The organism is Dongia sp. (assembly GCF_041918875.1).
Lineage (GTDB): Bacteria > Pseudomonadota > Alphaproteobacteria > Dongiales > Dongiaceae > Dongia.
In genome coordinates this window covers 1-19,127 of record NZ_JAYRUV010000007.1, presented here as the reverse complement: position 1 = coordinate 19,127, position 19,127 = coordinate 1, and the positions used below count along the sequence as shown (strand labels likewise).

Annotated in this window: 12 protein-coding genes; 3 read left to right on the top strand and 9 right to left on the bottom strand. The window is 63.0% G+C overall.

The window, feature by feature from the left end; all coding sequences use genetic code 11:
* Positions 1-198: 198 nt before the first annotated feature.
* Positions 199-927, top strand: coding sequence for a transcriptional repressor LexA (gene lexA, locus ACE3TY_RS08935; protein WP_374652678.1), 729 nt, complete (start codon positions 199-201; stop codon positions 925-927).
* Here lexA and ACE3TY_RS08930 read toward each other — a convergent pair.
* Positions 884-3,175, bottom strand: coding sequence for a ComEC/Rec2 family competence protein (locus ACE3TY_RS08930; protein ID WP_374652677.1), 2,292 nt, complete (start codon positions 3,173-3,175; stop codon positions 884-886). The genes lexA and ACE3TY_RS08930 overlap by 44 nt on opposite strands.
* A 164-nt stretch (positions 3,176-3,339) precedes the next feature.
* Between ACE3TY_RS08930 and gltX the strand changes: the two genes are divergently transcribed.
* Positions 3,340-4,734 carry a glutamate--tRNA ligase gene (gltX, locus tag ACE3TY_RS08925; protein WP_374652676.1) on the top strand — a complete coding sequence of 465 codons (1,395 nt, stop codon included), beginning with the start codon at positions 3,340-3,342 and terminating at the stop codon, positions 4,732-4,734.
* A 66-nt stretch (positions 4,735-4,800) separates the two neighbouring features.
* Here gltX and gabD read toward each other — a convergent pair whose 3' ends face one another.
* The 6 genes from gabD to ACE3TY_RS08895 all read right to left on the bottom strand — a co-directional run bounded on the left by gabD (position 4,801) and on the right by ACE3TY_RS08895 (position 11,288).
* The gene (gene gabD / locus ACE3TY_RS08920) at positions 4,801-6,288 is read right to left on the bottom strand and encodes an NADP-dependent succinate-semialdehyde dehydrogenase (protein WP_374652675.1); all 1,488 of its coding nucleotides are present in this window, start codon (positions 6,286-6,288) and stop codon (positions 4,801-4,803) included.
* 109 nt (positions 6,289-6,397) lie between these two features.
* Positions 6,398-7,177: a GNAT family N-acetyltransferase gene (locus ACE3TY_RS08915; RefSeq protein ID WP_374652674.1), complete on the bottom strand. Its 780-nt coding sequence runs from the start codon at positions 7,175-7,177 to the stop codon at positions 6,398-6,400.
* Complete coding sequence (gene hpnE / locus ACE3TY_RS08910; RefSeq protein WP_374652673.1) at positions 7,174-8,439, bottom strand: hydroxysqualene dehydroxylase HpnE; 1,266 nt, start codon at positions 8,437-8,439, stop codon at positions 7,174-7,176. The genes ACE3TY_RS08915 and hpnE overlap by 4 nt, the downstream gene beginning before the upstream one ends.
* Positions 8,426-9,259, bottom strand: a complete 834-nt coding sequence (hpnD, locus tag ACE3TY_RS08905) for a presqualene diphosphate synthase HpnD (RefSeq protein ID WP_374652672.1) — start codon at positions 9,257-9,259, stop codon at positions 8,426-8,428. Before hpnD ends, hpnE begins: the two co-directional genes overlap by 14 nt.
* Complete coding sequence (hpnC, locus tag ACE3TY_RS08900) at positions 9,259-10,113, bottom strand: squalene synthase HpnC (protein WP_374652671.1); 855 nt, start codon at positions 10,111-10,113, stop codon at positions 9,259-9,261. Before hpnC ends, hpnD begins: the two co-directional genes overlap by 1 nt.
* Positions 10,110-11,288, bottom strand: a complete 1,179-nt coding sequence (locus tag ACE3TY_RS08895) for a glycosyltransferase (RefSeq protein ID WP_374652670.1) — start codon at positions 11,286-11,288, stop codon at positions 10,110-10,112. The genes hpnC and ACE3TY_RS08895 overlap by 4 nt, the downstream gene beginning before the upstream one ends.
* Before the next feature lie 258 nt (positions 11,289-11,546).
* On the opposite strand from ACE3TY_RS08895, the gene ACE3TY_RS08890 reads away from it, so the two are divergent.
* Positions 11,547-12,734 (top strand): sensor histidine kinase, encoded by a 1,188-nt coding sequence (locus ACE3TY_RS08890; RefSeq protein WP_374652669.1) that lies wholly within the window; start codon positions 11,547-11,549, stop codon positions 12,732-12,734.
* A gap of 80 nt (positions 12,735-12,814) precedes the next feature.
* Here the strand turns inward: ACE3TY_RS08890 and rpoC are convergent, their stop codons facing one another.
* Together rpoC and rpoB are read right to left on the bottom strand one after the other, a co-directional pair.
* Positions 12,815-16,984 (bottom strand): DNA-directed RNA polymerase subunit beta', encoded by a 4,170-nt coding sequence (rpoC, locus tag ACE3TY_RS08885; protein WP_374652668.1) that lies wholly within the window; start codon positions 16,982-16,984, stop codon positions 12,815-12,817.
* A 68-nt stretch (positions 16,985-17,052) separates the two neighbouring features.
* On the bottom strand, positions 17,053-19,127 hold a 2,075-nt coding region (gene rpoB, locus ACE3TY_RS08880; protein ID WP_374652667.1), incomplete at its 5' end, for a DNA-directed RNA polymerase subunit beta.

Genomic DNA, 19,127 nt, shown 5'->3' with positions numbered 1-19,127 from the left:
GGCCGGCTGCCGCGATGCGCCTCACCGCGACAGTCCAACGCTTGACATTTTCATGAACTAAACTAGAACATATGCAGTAGTTGATCGTTTGTTCCAGCGCTACATGTCGATGGGATGCGCGTTCAGCATGAAGACAGCCGGTAGCCCCCGACGGGGACGGGTTCCGGAAGACACCTTTTGTAAGGGGATATTGCGGGCATGTTGACGAGAAAACAGCGCGAATTGCTGCAATTCATCCAGGATCGCCTCGGCGAAACGGGCGTTTCACCCTCCTTCGACGAGATGAAGGATGCTTTGGGCCTGAAGTCGAAATCCGGCGTGCACCGACTCATTACGGGACTGGAGGAGCGCGGCTTCATCCGCCGCCTGCCGCATCGCGCACGCGCCCTTGAAGTGATGCGACTCGCCGAGGATCAGGTTGGCGGCAAGACCGCCGCCCCAGCCTCGCCCGCCGCCGAACCGGCGCGCCGTGGCTTTACGCCCAGCGTGATCCAGGGTGATTTCACCCCCACCCTGCCCGGTGCTGTCGTCGCGCAGGCCGGCCATACGGTTCAACTGCCGCTCTATGGCAAGATCGCAGCCGGCACCCCGATCGAGGCGCTGCGCGATCACAGCAACAATGTCGACGTTCCGGCCGGCATGCTGGGCCGGGGCGAACATTACGCCCTGACCGTCGAGGGCGATTCCATGATCGATGCCGGCATTCACGAGGGCGACACCGTCCTCATCGAACGGTGCGAGAATGCCGAGAACGGCACCATCGTCGTGGCCCTGGTCGACAGTAACGAGGTCACCTTGAAGCGCTTGCGCCGCAAGGGCGATTCCATCGCGCTCGAGCCGGCCAATCCCAGTCACAAAACGCGTATCTTCGGCCCAGACCGGGTCAAGATTCAGGGTCGTCTGATTGGCCTGATGCGCCAGTACTGACATCTGCCGGCTCCGGCGCGGCCTCGCCTTGAGGCTGCGCCGTTTTTGGAAAACGCCGCATCGTCCACGGTCGGTTACCGGTGTCATTTGCGCGGGTAACGCGGAACGAGCCGTCACCCTCGATCGAGATGGCGTGCGTTCCGTGCCGCCACATATCGAAGAAATCGATCACACGTTCGGCTGACGGGCAGAATCCCTCGACGGGTTCCAGGCTGATCACCAGCCGCGCGGTGTGACAGGCAGCTTCTGTCCCGGCTTCCGTCAGCACGACGGCCACAAAACCCATCCGCGTATCGAAGCGGCACCAATCCGCATTGCAACTGCCCTCGCCCGGCAGAGCCGCCGCATGCACGGCATCGAGGCGCCGCTGGTGCGAGTTCAACTCGGGCGCCGCCGCCATTTGTTTAGGGAACGGCAGACGCTTGGCTTGTGCATTCCGGCGCAGCCAGGTCTCAGCCGGAATCTTTCCTGCCCGCATCGAGCTGAAGCGATACTGACCGTCATCGCCCAGTACCGCCACCAGTCGGCTGCTTTGTCCACTGGCGAAGGCCAGGATATCCGGCGATCGCTGCGAGAGCGGCGTCAGGCAACCCAGGGCGAAAAACGCGAGCCCCAGCCATTTGAACCGCCCGACGATGAGGCATAGCCACACCAGACCGAAGCTGGTGAGGAGCAGCCCCGCGACAGGCATTGCCGGCACCAGCACCACCGCGCCAGGCCAACCCGCAACCCAATGCGCGATGGCAATAACCAGATCGCAGCCCCAGCCCATCGCAGCGAGCGGCCAATGCTCCAGCCCGAAAGGCATGGCGACCAATGCCAGTACAGCCAAAGGCATGATCCAGAAGCCGGTCAGCGGCACCGCCAGCATATTGGCGGCAATGCCGTAGAGCGTCAGGCGGTCGAAATGGTAGGCGGCATAAGGTGCCGTCATCAGGCTTGCGATGAGGCTGGTCAGCATCAGCGTACCCAGCCACAGGGCACCGCATTCAAACATGCCGAGAATGCGTCCCATCAGATCGGGCGCATCGCGGCCTACGCGCCGCAAGGCGGCGAACTGGGTACGCCCCCCGTCGAATACCCGGATAAGGCCAAGGACGGCTGCGAACGACATTTGGAAGCTGGCGCCGACAAGTGCATCGGGTGCGATCAACAGCACGACAATGGCGGCAAAGGCGATGACCCGCATCGAGATCGGCGAGCGGTCGAGCAGGATGGCGCAGAAGAACACACCGGTCATGACCAGTGCACGCTGCGTCGGCACCGGCATCCCGGCAAGGCCCGCATAGAAAAAGGCGCCGGCCAGCGCCAGGACCGCGGCCCATTTCTTGATGTCGTAGCGCAGGGCGACCGGCGGCACCAGCGCCAGAATGGCACGCAATCCAAAGAAGAAGATGCCGGCGGCGAGGCCGATATGAAGACCGGAAATCGAGGTAAGATGCGCGAGACCGGAATCCCGCATCGCCTTGACATCATCCGCCCGCAAAGCCGTCTGGTTGCCCACGATCAGCGCCATCGCCATGGCGCCGGTCGCACCGGGCAGTTCCGCCTGAATGCGCCGCCCGATAGTGAGGCGCGAGGCATCGAGCCAGTCCAGCAAGCCGGCCAATGGCGATATGCCGACATCCCGCCCCTCGACCTTGATGGCCGGCTGCAGTGAAAAGCCAACCCCGCCCAACCGCTCGAAATAGGCTTGGCGGCGAAAGTCGAAGGCGTGCGGTGCCGCTGGTGGCGCCGGTGGCTGCAGATCCGCCGTCAGTTTGACCCAATCACCGATCTGGATTGGCTCCGTGGCCTTGGCGAGCTTGATCCGCACACGCTCCGGCAGCGCATCGTCGGCCAACGCTCCCGCCTTCTCGCTCGATATGGCCAGGTGATCGAGTGTCACGCGGAAGCTGCCTGGATAGAGTTCAACCTCGATCACCCGCCCCGTTACATCGGCGCGGTAGAGCGAGCGGCTGAGTTGCGGCGCTTTCACCAGTTCGGTACGCAGGCATGCGGCGGAAAAACCGATAGTGGCGGCGAGCAACCCCGCAAGCACGAGCAGGGCCAGCGGCTGCCGCCGCATCGCCATCGTTGCCAGGAAGAGGGCGGCAGCGATACCCGGCCCCAGCCACAAGGGCGGCTCCTCGGCAAGGCCGAAATAGATCGCGATCCCGCTGCCCAATGCCACCGCCGCCCAGCCCGGCCAGTTGGGCCGCTGGGTTGCGATAAATTCCTCAAAACGCTCCGGAAAGCTGCCTGCCACGATATATTTAACGCCGATAAGTTGTATATCCTTCCTACCAGATCGCCGCCGTCATGAATAGTCTCAAGCCTTGCCCGCCTGGCACTTTTTCATGATAGAACGCTGGCCAAAATCGCCCGGTCGAAATCGCCGGGCCAAGATCAATCTGATATCGGATTCCCACTATGACCGTCGTTACCCGTTTCGCCCCATCGCCCACCGGCTTCCTTCACATCGGCGGGGCGCGCACGGCCCTGTTCAACTGGCTGTTCGCCCGCCACCACAAGGGTATCTTCCATCTGCGGATCGAAGATACCGACCGTGTGCGTTCGACTGAGGCGGCAATCGAGGCGATCATCGACGGTCTCAAATGGCTGGGGCTCGGTTGGGATGGCGAGATCGTCTATCAGTTCGCCCGCGCCCCGCGCCATGCCGAGGTCGCCCTGCAACTGCTCGGAGCCGGTAAGGCCTATCGCTGCTATTGCTCGCCCGAGGAACTGGACGAGATGCGCAAAGCGGCGCAAGCCGCCGGCAAGCCAATGAAATATGACGGCCGCTGGCGCGATCGCGACCCCAAGGAGGCTCCCGCTGGTGCAAAGCCCGTCATCCGTCTGAAGGCACCGCAAGCCGGCGAGACGGTTGTGGTGGACGGGGTCCAGGGCGAGGTGCGCGTCGCCAACGAGCAGCTCGACGACATGATCCTGCTGCGCTCGGACGGAACGCCCACCTACATGCTCTCCGTCGTGGTGGACGATCACGATATGGGTATCACCCATGTCATCCGCGGCGACGACCATCTCACCAACACGTTCCGCCAGCGCCAGATCTATGATTCGATGGGCTGGGACGCTCCTCATTTCAGCCATATCCCGCTCATCCACGGGCCGGATGGGGCTAAGCTTTCCAAGCGCCACGGTGCGCTCGGTGTCGAAGCCTACCGCGATATGGGCTATCTGCCGGAAGCCTTGCGCAATTACCTGCTGCGTCTCGGCTGGGGCCATGGCGATGACGAGATCATCTCGACCGCGCAGGCGATCGAATGGTTCGAGCTTGCCGGTATCGGCCGCTCGCCCTCGCGCTTCGACTTCGCCAAGCTCGACAATCTCAACGGCCATTACATGCGCCAGGCGGCAGATGCCGAACTCGCCAAAGCCGTCGCTGACCGGCTCGGCAAGGCCGATGACGCAGCGGCGCTGGCGATCCTCACCCGCGCCATGCCGGGTCTCAAGAGCCGCGCCAAGACGCTGAAGGATCTGGCCGAGAATGCCGGCTTCTATGTGCAGCAGCGCCCGTTGACCTTTGTCGACAAGGCCAAGGCCATGCTGACGGCGCCGGAGACGGTGACCCTGATGCCGAAGATTGTCGAGGCATATGCGGCGGCTAGCGACTGGCAGGCTGCCGCACTTGAGGAAAAGGCCCGCGCCTTCGCCGAAGCCGCTGGCGTGAAGCTCGGTGCCGTGGCACAGCCCCTGCGTGCCGCCCTCACCGGCTCAACGCAATCGCCGCCGATCTTCGAGGTGATGGAAATCCTCGGCAAGGACGAGGCAATCGCCAGGCTGAAAGACGCGCCGCTCGGGTGAATCCCAAAAAGAAAAACCCCGCTCCAATCGCTCGGAGCGGGGTTTTCATTTCAGCGCGGCGCGGTCTTAGATGCCGCCCATGCACATGTATTTGATTTCGAGGTAATCCTCGATTCCGTATTTCGAGCCTTCGCGGCCATTGCCGGATTCCTTGACGCCGCCGAACGGCGCCACTTCGCTCGAGATGATACCGGTGTTGATGCCGACGATGCCATATTCGACCGCCTCCGCCACACGCCAGACACGACCGAGGTCGCGAGCATAGAAATAGGAGGCGAGGCCGAACTCGGTATCGTTGGCCATCTTGATCACCTCTTCTTCCGTCTTGAAGCGGAAGAGCGGCGCCAGCGGCCCGAAGGTTTCTTCCTTCGCCACCGCCATCTGCGGCGTGACGCCGGTCAGGATGGTGGGTTCGAAGAAGCTGCCGCCCAGCGCATGACGCTTGCCGCCCATGGCGACCTTGGCACCCTTGGCCACCGCGTCGGCGATATGCTCCTCGACCTTCGCCACCGCCTTCATGTCGATGAGCGGCCCCTGTTGCGTTTCGCCCTTGAGGCCGTCGCCAATCTTCATCTTGGCGACCGCGGCTTTGAGCTTCTCGGCAAAGGCGTCATAGACCGCGTCCTGCACATAGATGCGGTTGGCGCAGACGCAGGTCTGGCCGGTGTTGCGGAACTTCGACATCATGGCGCCTTCGACCGCGGCGTCGAGATCGGCATCGTCGAAGACGATGAAGGGCGCATTGCCGCCCAGTTCCATCGAGGTCTTCTTCACCGTGTCGGCGCATTGCTTCATGAGCAGCTTGCCGATTTCGGTCGAGCCGGTGAAGGTCAGTTTGCGCACGATCGGGTTGCTGGTCATTTCGCCGCCGATTGCCGAAGCCGAGCCGGTGACCACATTGAGAACGCCCGCGGGAATCCCGGCACGCTCCGCCAGCACGGCAATCGCCAGCGTCGAGAACGGCGTCTGCGAGGCCGGCTTCATGACGACCGGGCAGCCCGCGGCCATCGCCGGCGCTGCCTTGCGCGTGCCCATCGCGTTGGGGAAGTTCCAGGGCGTGATCGCCGCGACGACGCCGACCGGCTCCTTGGTGACGACAATGCGCTTGTCGCCCTGGTGCGGCGGGATGATGTCGCCATAGATGCGCTTGGCTTCCTCGGCGAACCATTCGATATAGGCGGCGCCATAGGCGATCTCGCCCTTCGCTTCGGCAAGCGGCTTGCCCTGTTCGGCGGTGAGGATGATCGCCAGATCTTCCTGCGCCGCCATCATCAGGTTGAACCACTGGCGCAGCAGATTGGCGCGCTCCTTGGCCGTCTTCCTGCGCCAGGCGCCCCAGGCGGCATTGGCCGCCTCGATCGCACGCTTGGTCTCGGTAGCACCCATGTTCGGAATGGTGCCGATGACTTCGCCGGTCGCCGGATTGGCGACCTCGACGGTCTTGCCCGAATCCGCATCGACCCACTGGCCGTTGATGTAGCATTGCTGCCGGAACAGGCCCTGATCCTTGATCGGCAGGACGAATTTCTGCGCCTTCATAGCGGCTTGGGTCATGATGCGAAATCCTTGCTGGTGCTGGAAATTTGGCCGGAGTATACGCGCCGACCTGCCCGAAGAAAAGTATTCCCGAAGGGGTAGTCGCCGCTCGGATAACCCCGCTCTTTCAAGGCATTAAATCTATCTGGCAGCGCCGGTCCGCCACCGCGAAACCGAGCCTGCCATAGACCCTGAGCGCCGCCATGTTATCGGCGGTCGTGGCGAGATAAGCGGATGCAATTCCCCGCTGCCGCAGCATGTCTAGCAGGCAGCTGCCGACATCGCGCGCCAATCCCCTGTTCCGCGCGGTGGGCGCTGTGACGAAATGGCCGATCAGCGCCGCGCGCAACTTGCCGCTCAACGCAATGGTACCGGCGCAAGCGACCAGGTTCGAGCCTTCAAAAACCCCGACGAAAGGCATGGCAAGCATGTAGGGATCGAAGAGGGTATCGGGATAGTGGCTGCGATAGAAGGAAGCAACCCGGTCGGCATCGCTTATATGAAGGGCACGGCAAATTGCGCCGGCATAGCGGACGCCGGACAAGTCGCATTCCATCACAATCATCTGGCGTGCCTGCAATAGCCGCCGCCCCGAAAACAGCCGATAGCGCTCCGCCTCATGCAGCGGCGCATGAACCTCCACCGCCCCCGGCCAGGCGGTGCAAGCCGCAATATCCGCATTCGCGATCTGGCCCAACGGCGAAAAGACGGTGAGATCACCGAAGATTGCGCCGATGATGGCGCCCCGACCGCCCGCGCAAATGCGCGCTAGTCGGTTGTCAATACCGAGAGCAAGATCCTCGATCGCCGTCGTCCAATAAAAGGAAAGGATCGGATCCGATTGCAGCAATCGCGCAATGGAATCGTGCTCCGCCGCGGTCAGCACGGAAAGCGGCCTGAAGCTCATGCCTCGATGGCCGCTGCCGCCGAGAAGCCGGACTGGATGGCACCCTCGATCGTCGAAGGCCAGCCGGTATCGGTCCAGTCGCCTGCAAGCACGAGATTGCGCCAGCTGGTCCTGGCGCCGGGGCGCCGCCGCAATTGTTCCGGCGTCGCCGCGAAGGTCGCGCGCTTTTCCTTGACCACCCGCCAAGTTGGAAGCGGCGCGTTACCGAGGCCGCAGGCCCGCGCGACATCGCTCCATAAACGCTGCGCCAGTTCCTCGCCCGGCAGGTCGATCACCGCTTCGGCTGCGGAACTCGTGGTGGAGAGAATGCCGGGTTTCACGAAAACCCATTCGGCGATTCCGCCGATGACGCCGATGAAAGGCTGGTCCGGCGTCTGCCCCGTCCATTTGAAATGAGCGTTCACGATGCCGCGAAACGCATCGGGTGCCGTCAGATCCGGTAGCAGATCTGTGGCAACCGGCGCAGTAACGGCAAGAACGACCCGATCGTCCGCACCCAATGCAACTTCCGACTTGCCGAAATCCAGATGCGTCGCGGCATCGTTGCTGAAGCGCAAAGCGCGCAGGCGATGGCCGAACGCAATCTCCACACCCTTCGATCGCAATTGCACCAATGCCGGATCGACCAGGCTTTCCGACAATCCCTCGTGCGGCATCAGCGGATGCAGAGCCGCACCGCCCCGGCCGAACGTGTCGCGGAACAGCCTGCCCAGGAGTCTGGCCGACGCCTCCTCCGGCGCCGTATTGAGGGCTGCCACGCAGAGCGGTGCCCACAGGCGCCGAAAGGCCGTCTTCCGCCTGTCGACGATGTCGGTCACAACGGCATTCTCGCCTGCGCGCGCCAGGCGTTCGGCGTCTAGATAGTCGAGCAGCGACGTCCCCTTGGCGCGCCGGCTCGGGACCAGCAGCCACCAGGGCAGCAAGCCCTCGGTCGGCCGCACTTGCCAGCTCTCATTCGTCGTTAGGTCGACGAAGGAAAAGACTGCCTTGTCACGGGTCGAGAAAGTCGCCGCCGCGCCGATCTCCGAGATATAGGCCATGGCGGCAAGGTTGCCGCTGACGATCAGGTGATTGCCATTGTCGATGCGGCAGCCGAGTTCGGCGTCGTCATAGGAGCGGCAGCGGCCGCCGGCCTGTTGCGCCGCTTCATGGAGCGTTACCTGCCGGCCGGCCCGCGCCAGACGCGTCGCCGCGGCAAGACCGGCAAGGCCGGCACCGATGACGTGGACGCGGCCGCGAGAAGCTGGATTAGAGGAAGCCATAGCGGACGGCCAGCCAGATCTTGCGCCATTTCGGCACCTTTATTTCGGTCGTGAGATCGCGCCAATCCCAGGCGATCAGCTTGTCGAGGAGAGCGCCATAGACGGCGCCCATGATGCGCGCGGGACGCATCGGCTCCTTGGCGCATTGCTTCATCGCCGCATCGGCCTTGACGAAATGCTGCCTGGCGATGGCGGCCAGGTCGCGGCAGACACGCGGCAGGTTGGGATGGCTGCGGATGATGCCGAGATCCTGGCTGTCGACATCATGCTTGGCTAACAGATCGCGCGGCAGGTATAGACGCCCGCGTCCCGCATCCTCCTCGATGTCGCGCAGGATGTTGGTTAGCTGCAAGGCTCGTCCCAGGTGGTAGGCAACTTGGTCGGCAACCGGCTCCGTCGCACCGAAGGCGCGCACCGACAGCCGCCCCACGGCCGACGCCACCCGGTCGCAATAGAGATCGAGCGTCGCCATGTCCGGCGCCTGTATCGTGTCCGTTGCGTCCATCTCCATGCCATCGATGACGGCCAGGAAATCCTCCCGCCGCAGTTTGAAATCGCGCATCGGTTTCAGCAGCGCCTGCGCGATCGGCCATCTGGGCTCGCCGGCATAGAGGCGGTCGATCTCGGCGCGCCATTCCGCCAGCCGTCGCTGCTTGTCGCTCTGCGGCGCCTCTTCGTCGGCAATATCGTCGACTTCGCGGCAGAAGGCATAGATGGCGAACATGGCGTCGCGTCGCGCCTCGGGCAGCAGCCGCATGGCGGCATAGAACGATGTGCCCGACGCCTTCACCTGCGCGGCGATTGCCTGGGTTCCGTCCATCACCGCCTCCTTGCCATGAGCGCCCACACCACACCTTCCATCATCGCTGTCACAAAGAACAGTTTTGTCGGCTTCACGCGCGCTGCCAAGGGGTCGTTCCAGCGTAACTGCCCAATCATCTTGTCGGCCAGACGCACGATCGTTGCAGATTCGGCGCGCAGGCGAAAATCCTTCAACCGTCCCGGCAGCAATCGCGCCTCGACCATCAGGGTATCCGTCTTGTCGAGAAGATCGTTGAGGACCTGGCGCATACCCGCGCTGGAAACGCGCGCCGACAGGTCCCGCGTTTCGACATGGCGCGCCGACAGATGATCCTGCGGCACATAGGCCCGGTCCATCTCCAGATAGTCGATGCCGCAATCCTGCAAATGATTGATGACCTGCAGCGCCGCGCAGAGCGCGTCCGACGGGCCGCGCGCTGCTTGAGGTTCGTCATGCAGGTCGAGCAACTGGCGCCCGACCGGCGCCGCCGAATAGCGGCAATAGGTCATCAGCTCGTCCCAGTTCGCATAACGCTGCTTGGTGGCGTCCATGCGGAAGGCCTTGAGCAGATCGGTCGAGTTCACCGGCGATACACGGGTCGCAGCGAGCGATCTGCGCAGATCCGCCGCCTGGACAATGTCCTCGCGCATTGGATCGAGCAGCACCTCTTCCATGAGATCCAGCCGCGCGACCTTGTCTTCCGGCGAAAGAGATGCGTTGTCGGCGATATCGTCGCCCATACGCGCAAAGCGATAGAAGGCATGAACGTGCGGCCGCAGGTCGGCGCGGATCAGCGCCGAACCGACCGGAAAATTCTCGGTCGAGGCGTTCTTGCCAGACGGTGTCGCAATTCCTGACATGCCGCCGGTCATGCCGCGCTCCTCCTCACATGCTCGGCCTGCGCCCGCCCCTTCCACTGCCCGCCCTTGCCGGTCCAGTAACGGATCGCCGAAGCGACGGTCGCCAGCGTGTAGAAGAGCGCGACCAGCGGCAGGAAGGGCGCCCAAAGCGGCGAGCGCCGGTAATTGGCCAAGGTTGGCAGATAGGCCCCCGCCATCGCCGCCCAGGCGAGCATGCCGAAGGGGCGGATGCCGGGGTCCGGACTGACAGTCAGGATCGGCGGCATGAAATAAGTGGCGGCCATGCCAAGCACCGAACCGATCAGCAACAGGGTCGAATGATCGAGCTGGGTGAAGGCCGAACGCGTGATGAGATTCCAGACGTCGCCCCAGTGCGGATAGCCGCGCAGGGAGGTCACATTGCCGGCAAGCCCCAGCCAGATCGGGCCGGTTGCCTTGATCGCGCGACCCAGCGCGCAATCGTCGATGAGAGCACCGCGGATGGCGGCAATGCCGCCGATCTTCTTCAATGCCGATGCCCGCACCAGCATGCAACCGCCGGCGGCGGCACCCAGCTTGTGTTTCGGGTCGCGCACCCAGGCAAAGGGGTAGAGCTTCTGGAAGAAGAAGATATAGGCGGGGATAAGAGCTTTCTCGGCGAAGGTGTCCGTGCGCAGCTTCGCCATCAGCGAAACCATGTTGAACTTGCCCTGTTCGGCCCGCGCCACCAGGCGCGACAGGCTGTCTGGCGCATGCAGGATGTCCGCATCGGTCAGCAGGTAATAAGCAGCACTCGGCGCAACGCGTTGCGCTTCGGCCACCCCCTGATTGACCGCCCACAATTTCCCCGTCCAGCCAGCGGCAAGTTTCTTGCCCTGGATCACGCGCAGGCGATGACGCCCATTCGCCGTCACCAACCTGGCGGCATCCACCGCCTCTTGCGCGGTGCCATCCTCGCTATTGTCGTCAACCAGGACCACCGTGAGCCTGCCCGGATAATCCTGTGCAAGGAGCCCGTTGATGACTTGCCCGACCACACCCGCTTCGTTGCGTGCGGGCACGACAGCGGCGATATCCGGACAGGAATTCTCTCCCTGCACGAACTCAGCCGCTTCCGGGCGCTCGCGCCAGAACGTGCCGCGAAAAAGCAGCAAATAGAGCCAGATACCAGCTGGAATGCCTGCAAGGGCGATGAGGAATTCGGACATCCGGTTCCTATAGCCGGAACGGCGCGGCCACACCACCCCCAACTCGCGCGCCCAACTCGCACGCCCAACTCGCACGGCGGAGGAATGACCCAACCTTCTGTGATCTGTGCCGCCCAGGGGCGCATCGGCCCTTGCACCGGCTCCGCTTTATGACCGATGATCATTTTTGGAAGAGCCGCCGCTGAGGGCTTGCAGCGGCGGGATAACAGGTTGCGGAGCGGCCCGACGCCGCTGCATGGCCGGTGGGAGGACGCGTAAGTGACCAACCACATTCCGGAACGACCGAGCTGCATCGCCGTGCCAGGCGTGGGGGCACCCTATCGCGGCACCACGACGGCTGGCGACGCCCACCTCGACCTTGGTGTTTCGCCCGACCCGCTTCTGTCGCTGCGTCCGGCCGGTACCATCCTGGACGCCAACCAGCGCGCAGCGGAGATGCTTAACTGCCATACCCGCCTCATCGTTGGCGCCCATATCGGCGCCTTTCTCGAAGGCTTGACTGAAGGCGGTTCCTCCCCCTCCGTCGGACGCCTCCTTGAAGCGCTATATGTTGGCGACGGCAGGCCCATCGAAACCGTCGCCCATAAACTCAGTGGCGACAGCATCCCGGTCGAGATCACATCAATGCGGACCACGCTGGACGGTTCGCCGTTGATCGTCGCCGCCATCCGGGACATTGCACACCGCAAGCAGAACGAACGCGCGCTCACCAGCGCCAAGGAACAGGCAGAGCGCTCCAACGTGGCAAAGCTGGATTTCCTGGGCCAGCTGTCGCATGAATTGCGCACGCCGCTGGCTGCCATCATCGGCTTTGGCGAGGTGATGAGGGACGAGATGTTCGGCCCTCTTGGCGTCAAGCTCTACCAGACCTATGCCGCCGACATCTGCAAGAGCGGACGCCAACTGACGGATGTGGTGGAGCGCATCATCGATGTCACGCGCCTTGAGGGGCGCATGGCCGTGGCCCATACCCGCACCGCCGATCTGGCGGATATCGTCGAGCGGGTTCTTTCGACCCAGGCGACCGCGGCGGCCATACAGGGCGTCCGCCTGACGCATGATCTGCGCCGCGGCAGCGTTCCCGTCATCCTCGACGATGAAACGCTCGAGAAGATGATCGGCCATGTTGTCGAAAACGCCATCAAGTACAATCGCTTTGGCGGCAAGGTCGAGATATTGGGCCGCGTCCGGCAGGCCGACGAAAGCGATGCCGCCCAGGTCTTCTTGGAGGTCACCGATAACGGGCCGGGCTTCGCCGCGGATCAATTGCACCAGCTGCAGAAGTCGATCGACGCAAACCAGCATCAGACGAGCAGCGGCCTGACCCTTTGCGGCGCCTTCCTGCACCTCATCGGCGGCAAGCTCTCGATCGACAGCGCCCCCAACGCCGGCACCAGGGCAATCCTGATGTTTCCCCAGCGCTATGACGGGCGCTGGCATCCCTGAGGCATTTCAGCGCTGAAATGAAAAACCCCGCTGCTTGAAGCGGCGGGGCTTTCCACAAGACTTCGCGTAAGGTCGCTTCTTTATGCGACTTCTGCTTTCGGCGACTGGTCGGTGATCGCGGGGTTCTTCTCCGCGGCCGCCTGCAGTTCCTTGTCGCGCGATGCCGCGACCTGCTTCAGGCGCGCCATAACCGAACCGGTGCCGGCCGGGATGAGGCGGCCGACGATGACGTTCTCCTTGAGACCGATAAGCGTGTCGACGCGACCCGAAACCGAAGCTTCGGTGAGGACACGGGTTGTCTCCTGGAACGACGCAGCCGAGATGAACGAACGGGTCTGCAGGCTGGCCTTGGTGATGCCGAGCAGCACCGGCTTCGCGGTGGCGAGACGCCCGCCATCCTTGAGGACCTTCTCGTTCTCGATCTCCAGCTCCGTGCGGTCGATCTGCTCGCCAGCAAGGAACGTGGTATCGCCCGGATCGCCCACTTCGACCTTCTGCAGCATCTGGCGGACAATCACTTCGATGTGCTTGTCGTTAATCTTCACGCCCTGCAGACGATAGACTTCCTGAATCTCGTTGATGAGGTAGGAAGCCAGCGCCTCGATACCGAGGACGTGCAGAATGTCGTGCGGCACGGGGCTGCCGTCCATGAGGAGATCGCCCTTCTGGACGTAATCGCCTTCCTGGACCGAGATATGCTTGCCCTTCGGGATCAGATACTCGACCGGCTCGACGCTTGCATCTTCGGAAACGACGACGATGCGGCGCTTGGCCTTGTAATCCTTGCCGAATTCGACGCGACCGGCGCTCTCGCTGATGATCGCGTAATCCTTCGGCTTGCGGGCTTCGAAGAGTTCGGCGACACGCGGCAGACCGCCGGTGATGTCACGCGTCTTCGAGCTTTCGCGCGGGATACGGGCCAGCACGTCGCCGGCGCGGACATGCGCACCGTTCTCGACCGACAGAATGGCGTCGACCGACATGAAGTAGCGGGCTTCGACACCGTTCGGCAGCGTCACCACATTGCCCTTATCGTCGCGCAGCGTGACGCGCGGGCGCAGGTCGGCACCACGCGGCTGCTGCTTCCAGTCGACCACGACGCGGCTCGAGATACCCGTGGTCTCGTCGACCACTTCGCGCATCGACAGGCCTTCGACCAGGTCGATGTAGTTAACGATGCCTTCTTTTTCGGTGATGATCGGCAGCGTATAGGGATCCCATTCCGCGAGCTTCTGGCCCTTGGTGACCTTGGCGCCATGATCCTGGATCAGCTTGGCGCCGTAGGGTACGCGGTGACGTGCGCGTTCGCGACCCTGATCGTCGACGAGGACGATTTCACAGTTGCGGCCCATGACGACGGGGATGCCGTCGCTGTTCATGACGATATTGCGGTTCTTCACCTGCACTTCGCCATTATAGGTCGCTTCGATAGCCGACTGTTCGGCACCGCGCTGCGCCGCGCCACCGATGTGGAACGTGCGCATGGTGAGCTGCGTACCCGGCTCGCCGATCGACTGCGCGGCGATGACGCCGATGGCTTCGCCGATATTGACCGGCGTACCGCGGGCGAGATCGCGGCCGTAGCAGGCGGCGCACACGCTGGTCTTGGTATCGCAGGTCAGCACCGAGCGGATCTTCACGGTATCGACACCGGCGCGTTCGATCTCGTCGGCCAGCGGTTCGTCGATGAGCACGCCGCGCGCGGCGATGGTACGGCCCGACAGCGGGTCCTTCACATCGGCCGCAACGGTCCGGCCAAGGATGCGCTCCGAGAGGGCCGCGATCGTCTCGCCGCCTTCGACCACCGCCTTCACGGTGAGGCCGTTTTCAGTGCCGCAATCGAGTTCGGTGATGATCGCATCCTGGGCGACGTCGACCAGACGACGCGTCAGATACCCGGAGTTCGCGGTCTTCAACGCGGTGTCGGCCAGACCCTTGCGGGCGCCGTGGGTCGAGTTGAAGTATTCGAGCACCGAGAGACCTTCCTTGAAGTTGGCGATGATCGGCGTTTCGATGATTTCACCGGACGGCTTGGCCATCAGGCCGCGCATGCCGGCCAGCTGTTTGATCTGGGCGGCGGAGCCACGGGCGCCGGAATGTGCCATCATGAACACCGAGTTGATGCCCTTGCCGGTCGATTCCTTGGACATGACTTTCATCATTTCCTCGGCCACGCGCTCGGTGCAGTTCGACCAGACGTCAACGACCTTGTTGTACTTCTCACCCTGGGTGATGAGGCCGTCCTGGTACTGCTGCTCGTATTCCTTCACCTTGTGCTGGGCATCAGCGACAAGCTTCTTCTTCGCTTCGGGGATGATCATGTCATCCTTGCCGAAGGAGATGCCGGCCTTGCAGGCCTGCGCAAAACCAAGACCCATGATGCGGTCGGCGAAAATGACCGTCTCTTTCTGGCCGCAGTGACGATAGACGGTGTCGATCACGTTCGTGATCTCCTTCTTCGTCAGCACGCGGTTGATGAGAGCGAACGGCAGGTTCGGATGACGCGGCAGCACTTCCGAGAGGATCATGCGGCCGGGCGTCGTCTGCACGATGCGGGTGACCGGGGCGCCGGTCTCGTCAACCGTCTTCAGGCGCGCCTTGATCGGCGTGTGCAGGGTGATGACCTTGGCTTCGATGGCATGCTGAATCTCGCCGATATCGGCAAATGCCATGCCTTCGCCCGGCTCGCCCTTGCCTTCCATCGTCAGGTAATAGAGGCCGAGGACGATGTCCTGGCTGGGGACGATGATCGGCTTGCCGTTGGCGGGGCTGAGGATGTTGTTGGTCGACATCATCAGCACGCGCGCTTCAAGCTGGGATTCCAGCGACAGCGGCACGTGGACAGCCATCTGGTCGCCGTCGAAATCGGCATTGAAGGCGGTGCAGACCAGCGGATGCAGCTGAATGGCCTTGCCTTCGATGAGAACCGGTTCGAAGGCCTGGATGCCGAGACGGTGCAGGGTCGGTGCGCGGTTCAGCATCACCGGATGCTCGCGGATGACTTCCTCCAGAATATCCCAGACCTCGGGACGTTCCTTTTCGACCATGCGCTTGGCGGCCTTGATGGTCGAGGCCATGCCGTAGATTTCGAGCTTCGAATAGATGAACGGCTTGAAGAGTTCGAGCGCCATCTTCTTCGGCAGGCCGCATTGATGGAGCTTCAATTCCGGGCCGACGACGATGACCGACCGGCCCGAATAGTCGACGCGCTTGCCGAGCAGGTTCTGGCGGAAGCGACCCTGCTTGCCCTTCAGCATGTCGGAGAGCGACTTCAGCGGGCGCTTGTTGGCGCCGGTGATGACGCGGCCGCGGCGGCCGTTGTCGAACAACGCGTCGACCGCTTCCTGCAGCATGCGCTTTTCGTTGCGCACGATGATGTCCGGCGCCTTCAGTTCGATGAGACGCTTCAGGCGGTTGTTGCGGTTGATGACGCGGCGGTAGAGGTCATTGAGGTCAGAGGTCGCGAAGCGGCCGCCGTCGAGCGGCACCAGCGGACGCAGTTCCGGCGGAATGACCGGGATGACGTCGAGGATCATCCATTCCGGCTTCGAGCCCGACTCGAGGAAGGCATCGACCAGCTTCAGGCGCTTCACGAGCTTCTTGCGCTTGGCCTCCGACGAGGTCTCGCGCAGCTCGACCTTCATCGTCTCGCGCTCGTCGGCGAGATCGAGTGAGGAGAGCATGCCCTTCAAGGCTTCGGCGCCGATGCCGGCCTGGAACGCGTCCTGGCCGTATTCGTCCTGGGCGTCGAGATACTGCTCTTCATTGAGCAGCTGATGCTGCTTCAAGGGGGTGAGGCCCGGCTCGATGACGACGTAGTTCTCGAAATAGAGGATGCGCTCCAGATCTTTGAGCGTCATGTCGAGCAGCAGGCCGATGCGGCTGGGCAGCGACTTCAGGAACCAGATGTGGGCCACTGGCGAGGCGAGCTCGATATGGCCCATGCGCTCGCGCCGGACCTTCGAGAGCGTCACTTCGACGCCGCACTTTTCGCAGACGATGCCGCGATACTTCATGCGCTTGTACTTGCCGCACAAGCATTCGTAATCCTTGATCGGACCGAAGATGCGGGCGCAGAACAGGCCGTCGCGCTCCGGCTTGAAGGTCCGGTAGTTGATGGTTTCCGGCTTCTTGATCTCGCCGAACGACCAGGAGCGGATGCGCTCCGGGCTCGCGATCGAGATACGGATGTTGTCGAAGGTCTGCGGGCCCTGGGGCTGACCGAAAACGCTCATCAATTCTTGGTTCATCGCCATCTCCTTCTGCCGACCAAGGGCCCGGCGGCGTGCAACCGCCGGGTCTCCAGTCAGCTATCCGATTAATATTCGTTCGTGGTCAGCTCGACATTGAGGCCGAGCGAACGGAGTTCCTTCACGAGCACATTGAAGCTCTCAGGGATTCCGGACTCGAAATTGTCGTCGCCGCGAACGATGGCTTCGTAGGTCTTGGTACGACCGGACACGTCGTCCGACTTCACCGTCAGCATTTCCTGCAGCGTATAGGCGGCGCCATAGGCTTCGAGGGCCCAGACTTCCATTTCGCCGAAGCGCTGCCCGCCGAACTGGGCCTTGCCGCCCAGCGGCTGCTGGGTGACGAGGCTGTAGGGGCCGATCGAACGCGCGTGGATCTTGTCGTCGACCAGATGGTGCAGCTTAAGCATGTAGATGTAGCCCACCGTGACCTGCCGCTCGAAATGCTCGCCGGTACGACCGTCGATCAACGTCACCTGACCCGAGCTCTTCAGCCCTGCCTTGGTCAGCATGTCGACGATGTCTTCTTCGCGCGCGCCATCGAAGACGGGCGTTGCGATATGGACGCCGCCCTTGAGATTGCCGGCCAGCTCCATCAGCTGATCGTCCGGCATCTCCATGACTTCGGCCTTGTAGGTCTTCTCGCCATAGATGTCCTTCACGGCCTTGCGCAATTCCGCATACTTGCCGTTGACGCGCACCTGATCGAGCATCTCGCCGACCTGGCGCCCGAGGTTGGCGCAGGCCCAGCCGAGATGCGTTTCGAGGATCTGACCGACGTTCATGCGCGACGGCACGCCCAGCGGGTTGAGCACGATGTCGACCGGTCGGCCGTCCTCGAGATACGGCATGTCTTCGCAGGGGACGATGCGCGAGACGACACCCTTGTTGCCGTGACGGCCGGCCATCTTGTCGCCCGGCTGCAGCTTGCGCTTCACCGCGACGAACACCTTGACCATCTTCATGACGCCCGGCGACAGCTCGTCGCCGCGCTGCAACTTCTCGACCTTGTTCTCGAAGCGCTTCTCGAGGGCGGCGACGCTCTCGTTGAACTGCTTCTTCAAGGCCTCGATCTCGGCCATGCGCTTGTCGTTCTTGATGCCGATCTGGCGCCACTGGCCCGGCGTGAACTCCGAGAGCACCTTGTCGGTGATCTTGGTGTCGGCCTTCAGCGTCTTCGGCCCACCGGCCGCGAGCTGATTGACCAGGAGTTCCTTCAGGCGGCTGTAGAAGTTCCGCTCGAGGATCGCCTTTTCGTCATCGCGGTCCTTGGCGAGACGTTCGATTTCGGCGCGCTCGATGGCGAGCGCACGTTCGTCCTTGTCGACGCCGCGACGCGAGAAGACGCGCACTTCGACGATGGTGCCGGAGACTCCCGGCGGCAGACGCATCGAGGTGTCGCGGACATCCGAGGCCTTTTCACCGAAGATGGCGCGCAGCAGCTTCTCTTCCGGCGTCATCGGGCTTTCGCCCTTCGGCGTCACCTTGCCGACCAGGATGTCGCCCGGCTTCACCTCGGCGCCGATATAGACGATGCCGGCTTCGTCGAGGTTCTTGAGCGCTTCTTCACCGACGTTCGGAATGTCGCGGGTGATTTCTTCCTGGCCCAGCTTGGTGTCGCGGGCCATGCATTCGAATTCTTCGATATGGATCGAGGTGAATACGTCGTCGGAGACGATGCGTTCCGAGATCAGGATCGAATCTTCGAAGTTGTAACCGTTCCACGGCATGAAAGCGACGAGCACGTTGCGGCCGAGAGCCAACTCGCCAAGCTCGGTCGACGGACCGTCGGCGATGATGTCGCCCTTGTCGATGATGTCACCGACACGCACCAGCGGACGCTGGTTGATGCAGGTGTTCTGGTTCGAACGCTGGAACTTCAGCAGGTTGTAGATGTCGACGCCCGGCACCGCCGAATCCGTCTCGCCGGTCGCACGGATGACGATACGCGTGGCATCGATCTGGTCGACGATGCCGGCGCGCTTGGCAGCGATGGCGACGCCGGAATCGCGCGCCACGGTGCCTTCCATGCCGGTGCCGACCAGCGGCGATTCGGCGCGCAGAAGCGGCACGGCCTGACGCTGCATGTTCGAGCCCATGAGCGCGCGGTTGGCGTCGTCGTTCTCAAGGAACGGGATGAGCG

Excerpts from the sequence above, each read along its gene's own strand:
- lexA (WP_374652678.1), top strand. The coding sequence starts at position 199 with ATGTTGACGAGAAAACAGCGCGAATTGCTGCAATTCATCCAGGATCGC.
- gltX (WP_374652676.1), top strand. The coding sequence starts at position 3,340 with ATGACCGTCGTTACCCGTTTCGCCCCATCGCCCACCGGCTTCCTTCAC.
- gabD (WP_374652675.1), bottom strand. The coding sequence starts at position 6,288 with ATGACCCAAGCCGCTATGAAGGCGCAGAAATTCGTCCTGCCGATCAAG.
- ACE3TY_RS08915 (WP_374652674.1), bottom strand. The coding sequence starts at position 7,177 with ATGAGCTTCAGGCCGCTTTCCGTGCTGACCGCGGCGGAGCACGATTCC.
- hpnE (WP_374652673.1), bottom strand. The coding sequence starts at position 8,439 with ATGGCTTCCTCTAATCCAGCTTCTCGCGGCCGCGTCCACGTCATCGGT.
- hpnD (WP_374652672.1), bottom strand. The coding sequence starts at position 9,259 with ATGGACGGAACCCAGGCAATCGCCGCGCAGGTGAAGGCGTCGGGCACA.
- hpnC (WP_374652671.1), bottom strand. The coding sequence starts at position 10,113 with ATGACCGGCGGCATGTCAGGAATTGCGACACCGTCTGGCAAGAACGCC.
- ACE3TY_RS08895 (WP_374652670.1), bottom strand. The coding sequence starts at position 11,288 with ATGTCCGAATTCCTCATCGCCCTTGCAGGCATTCCAGCTGGTATCTGG.
- rpoC (WP_374652668.1), bottom strand. The coding sequence starts at position 16,984 with ATGAACCAAGAATTGATGAGCGTTTTCGGTCAGCCCCAGGGCCCGCAG.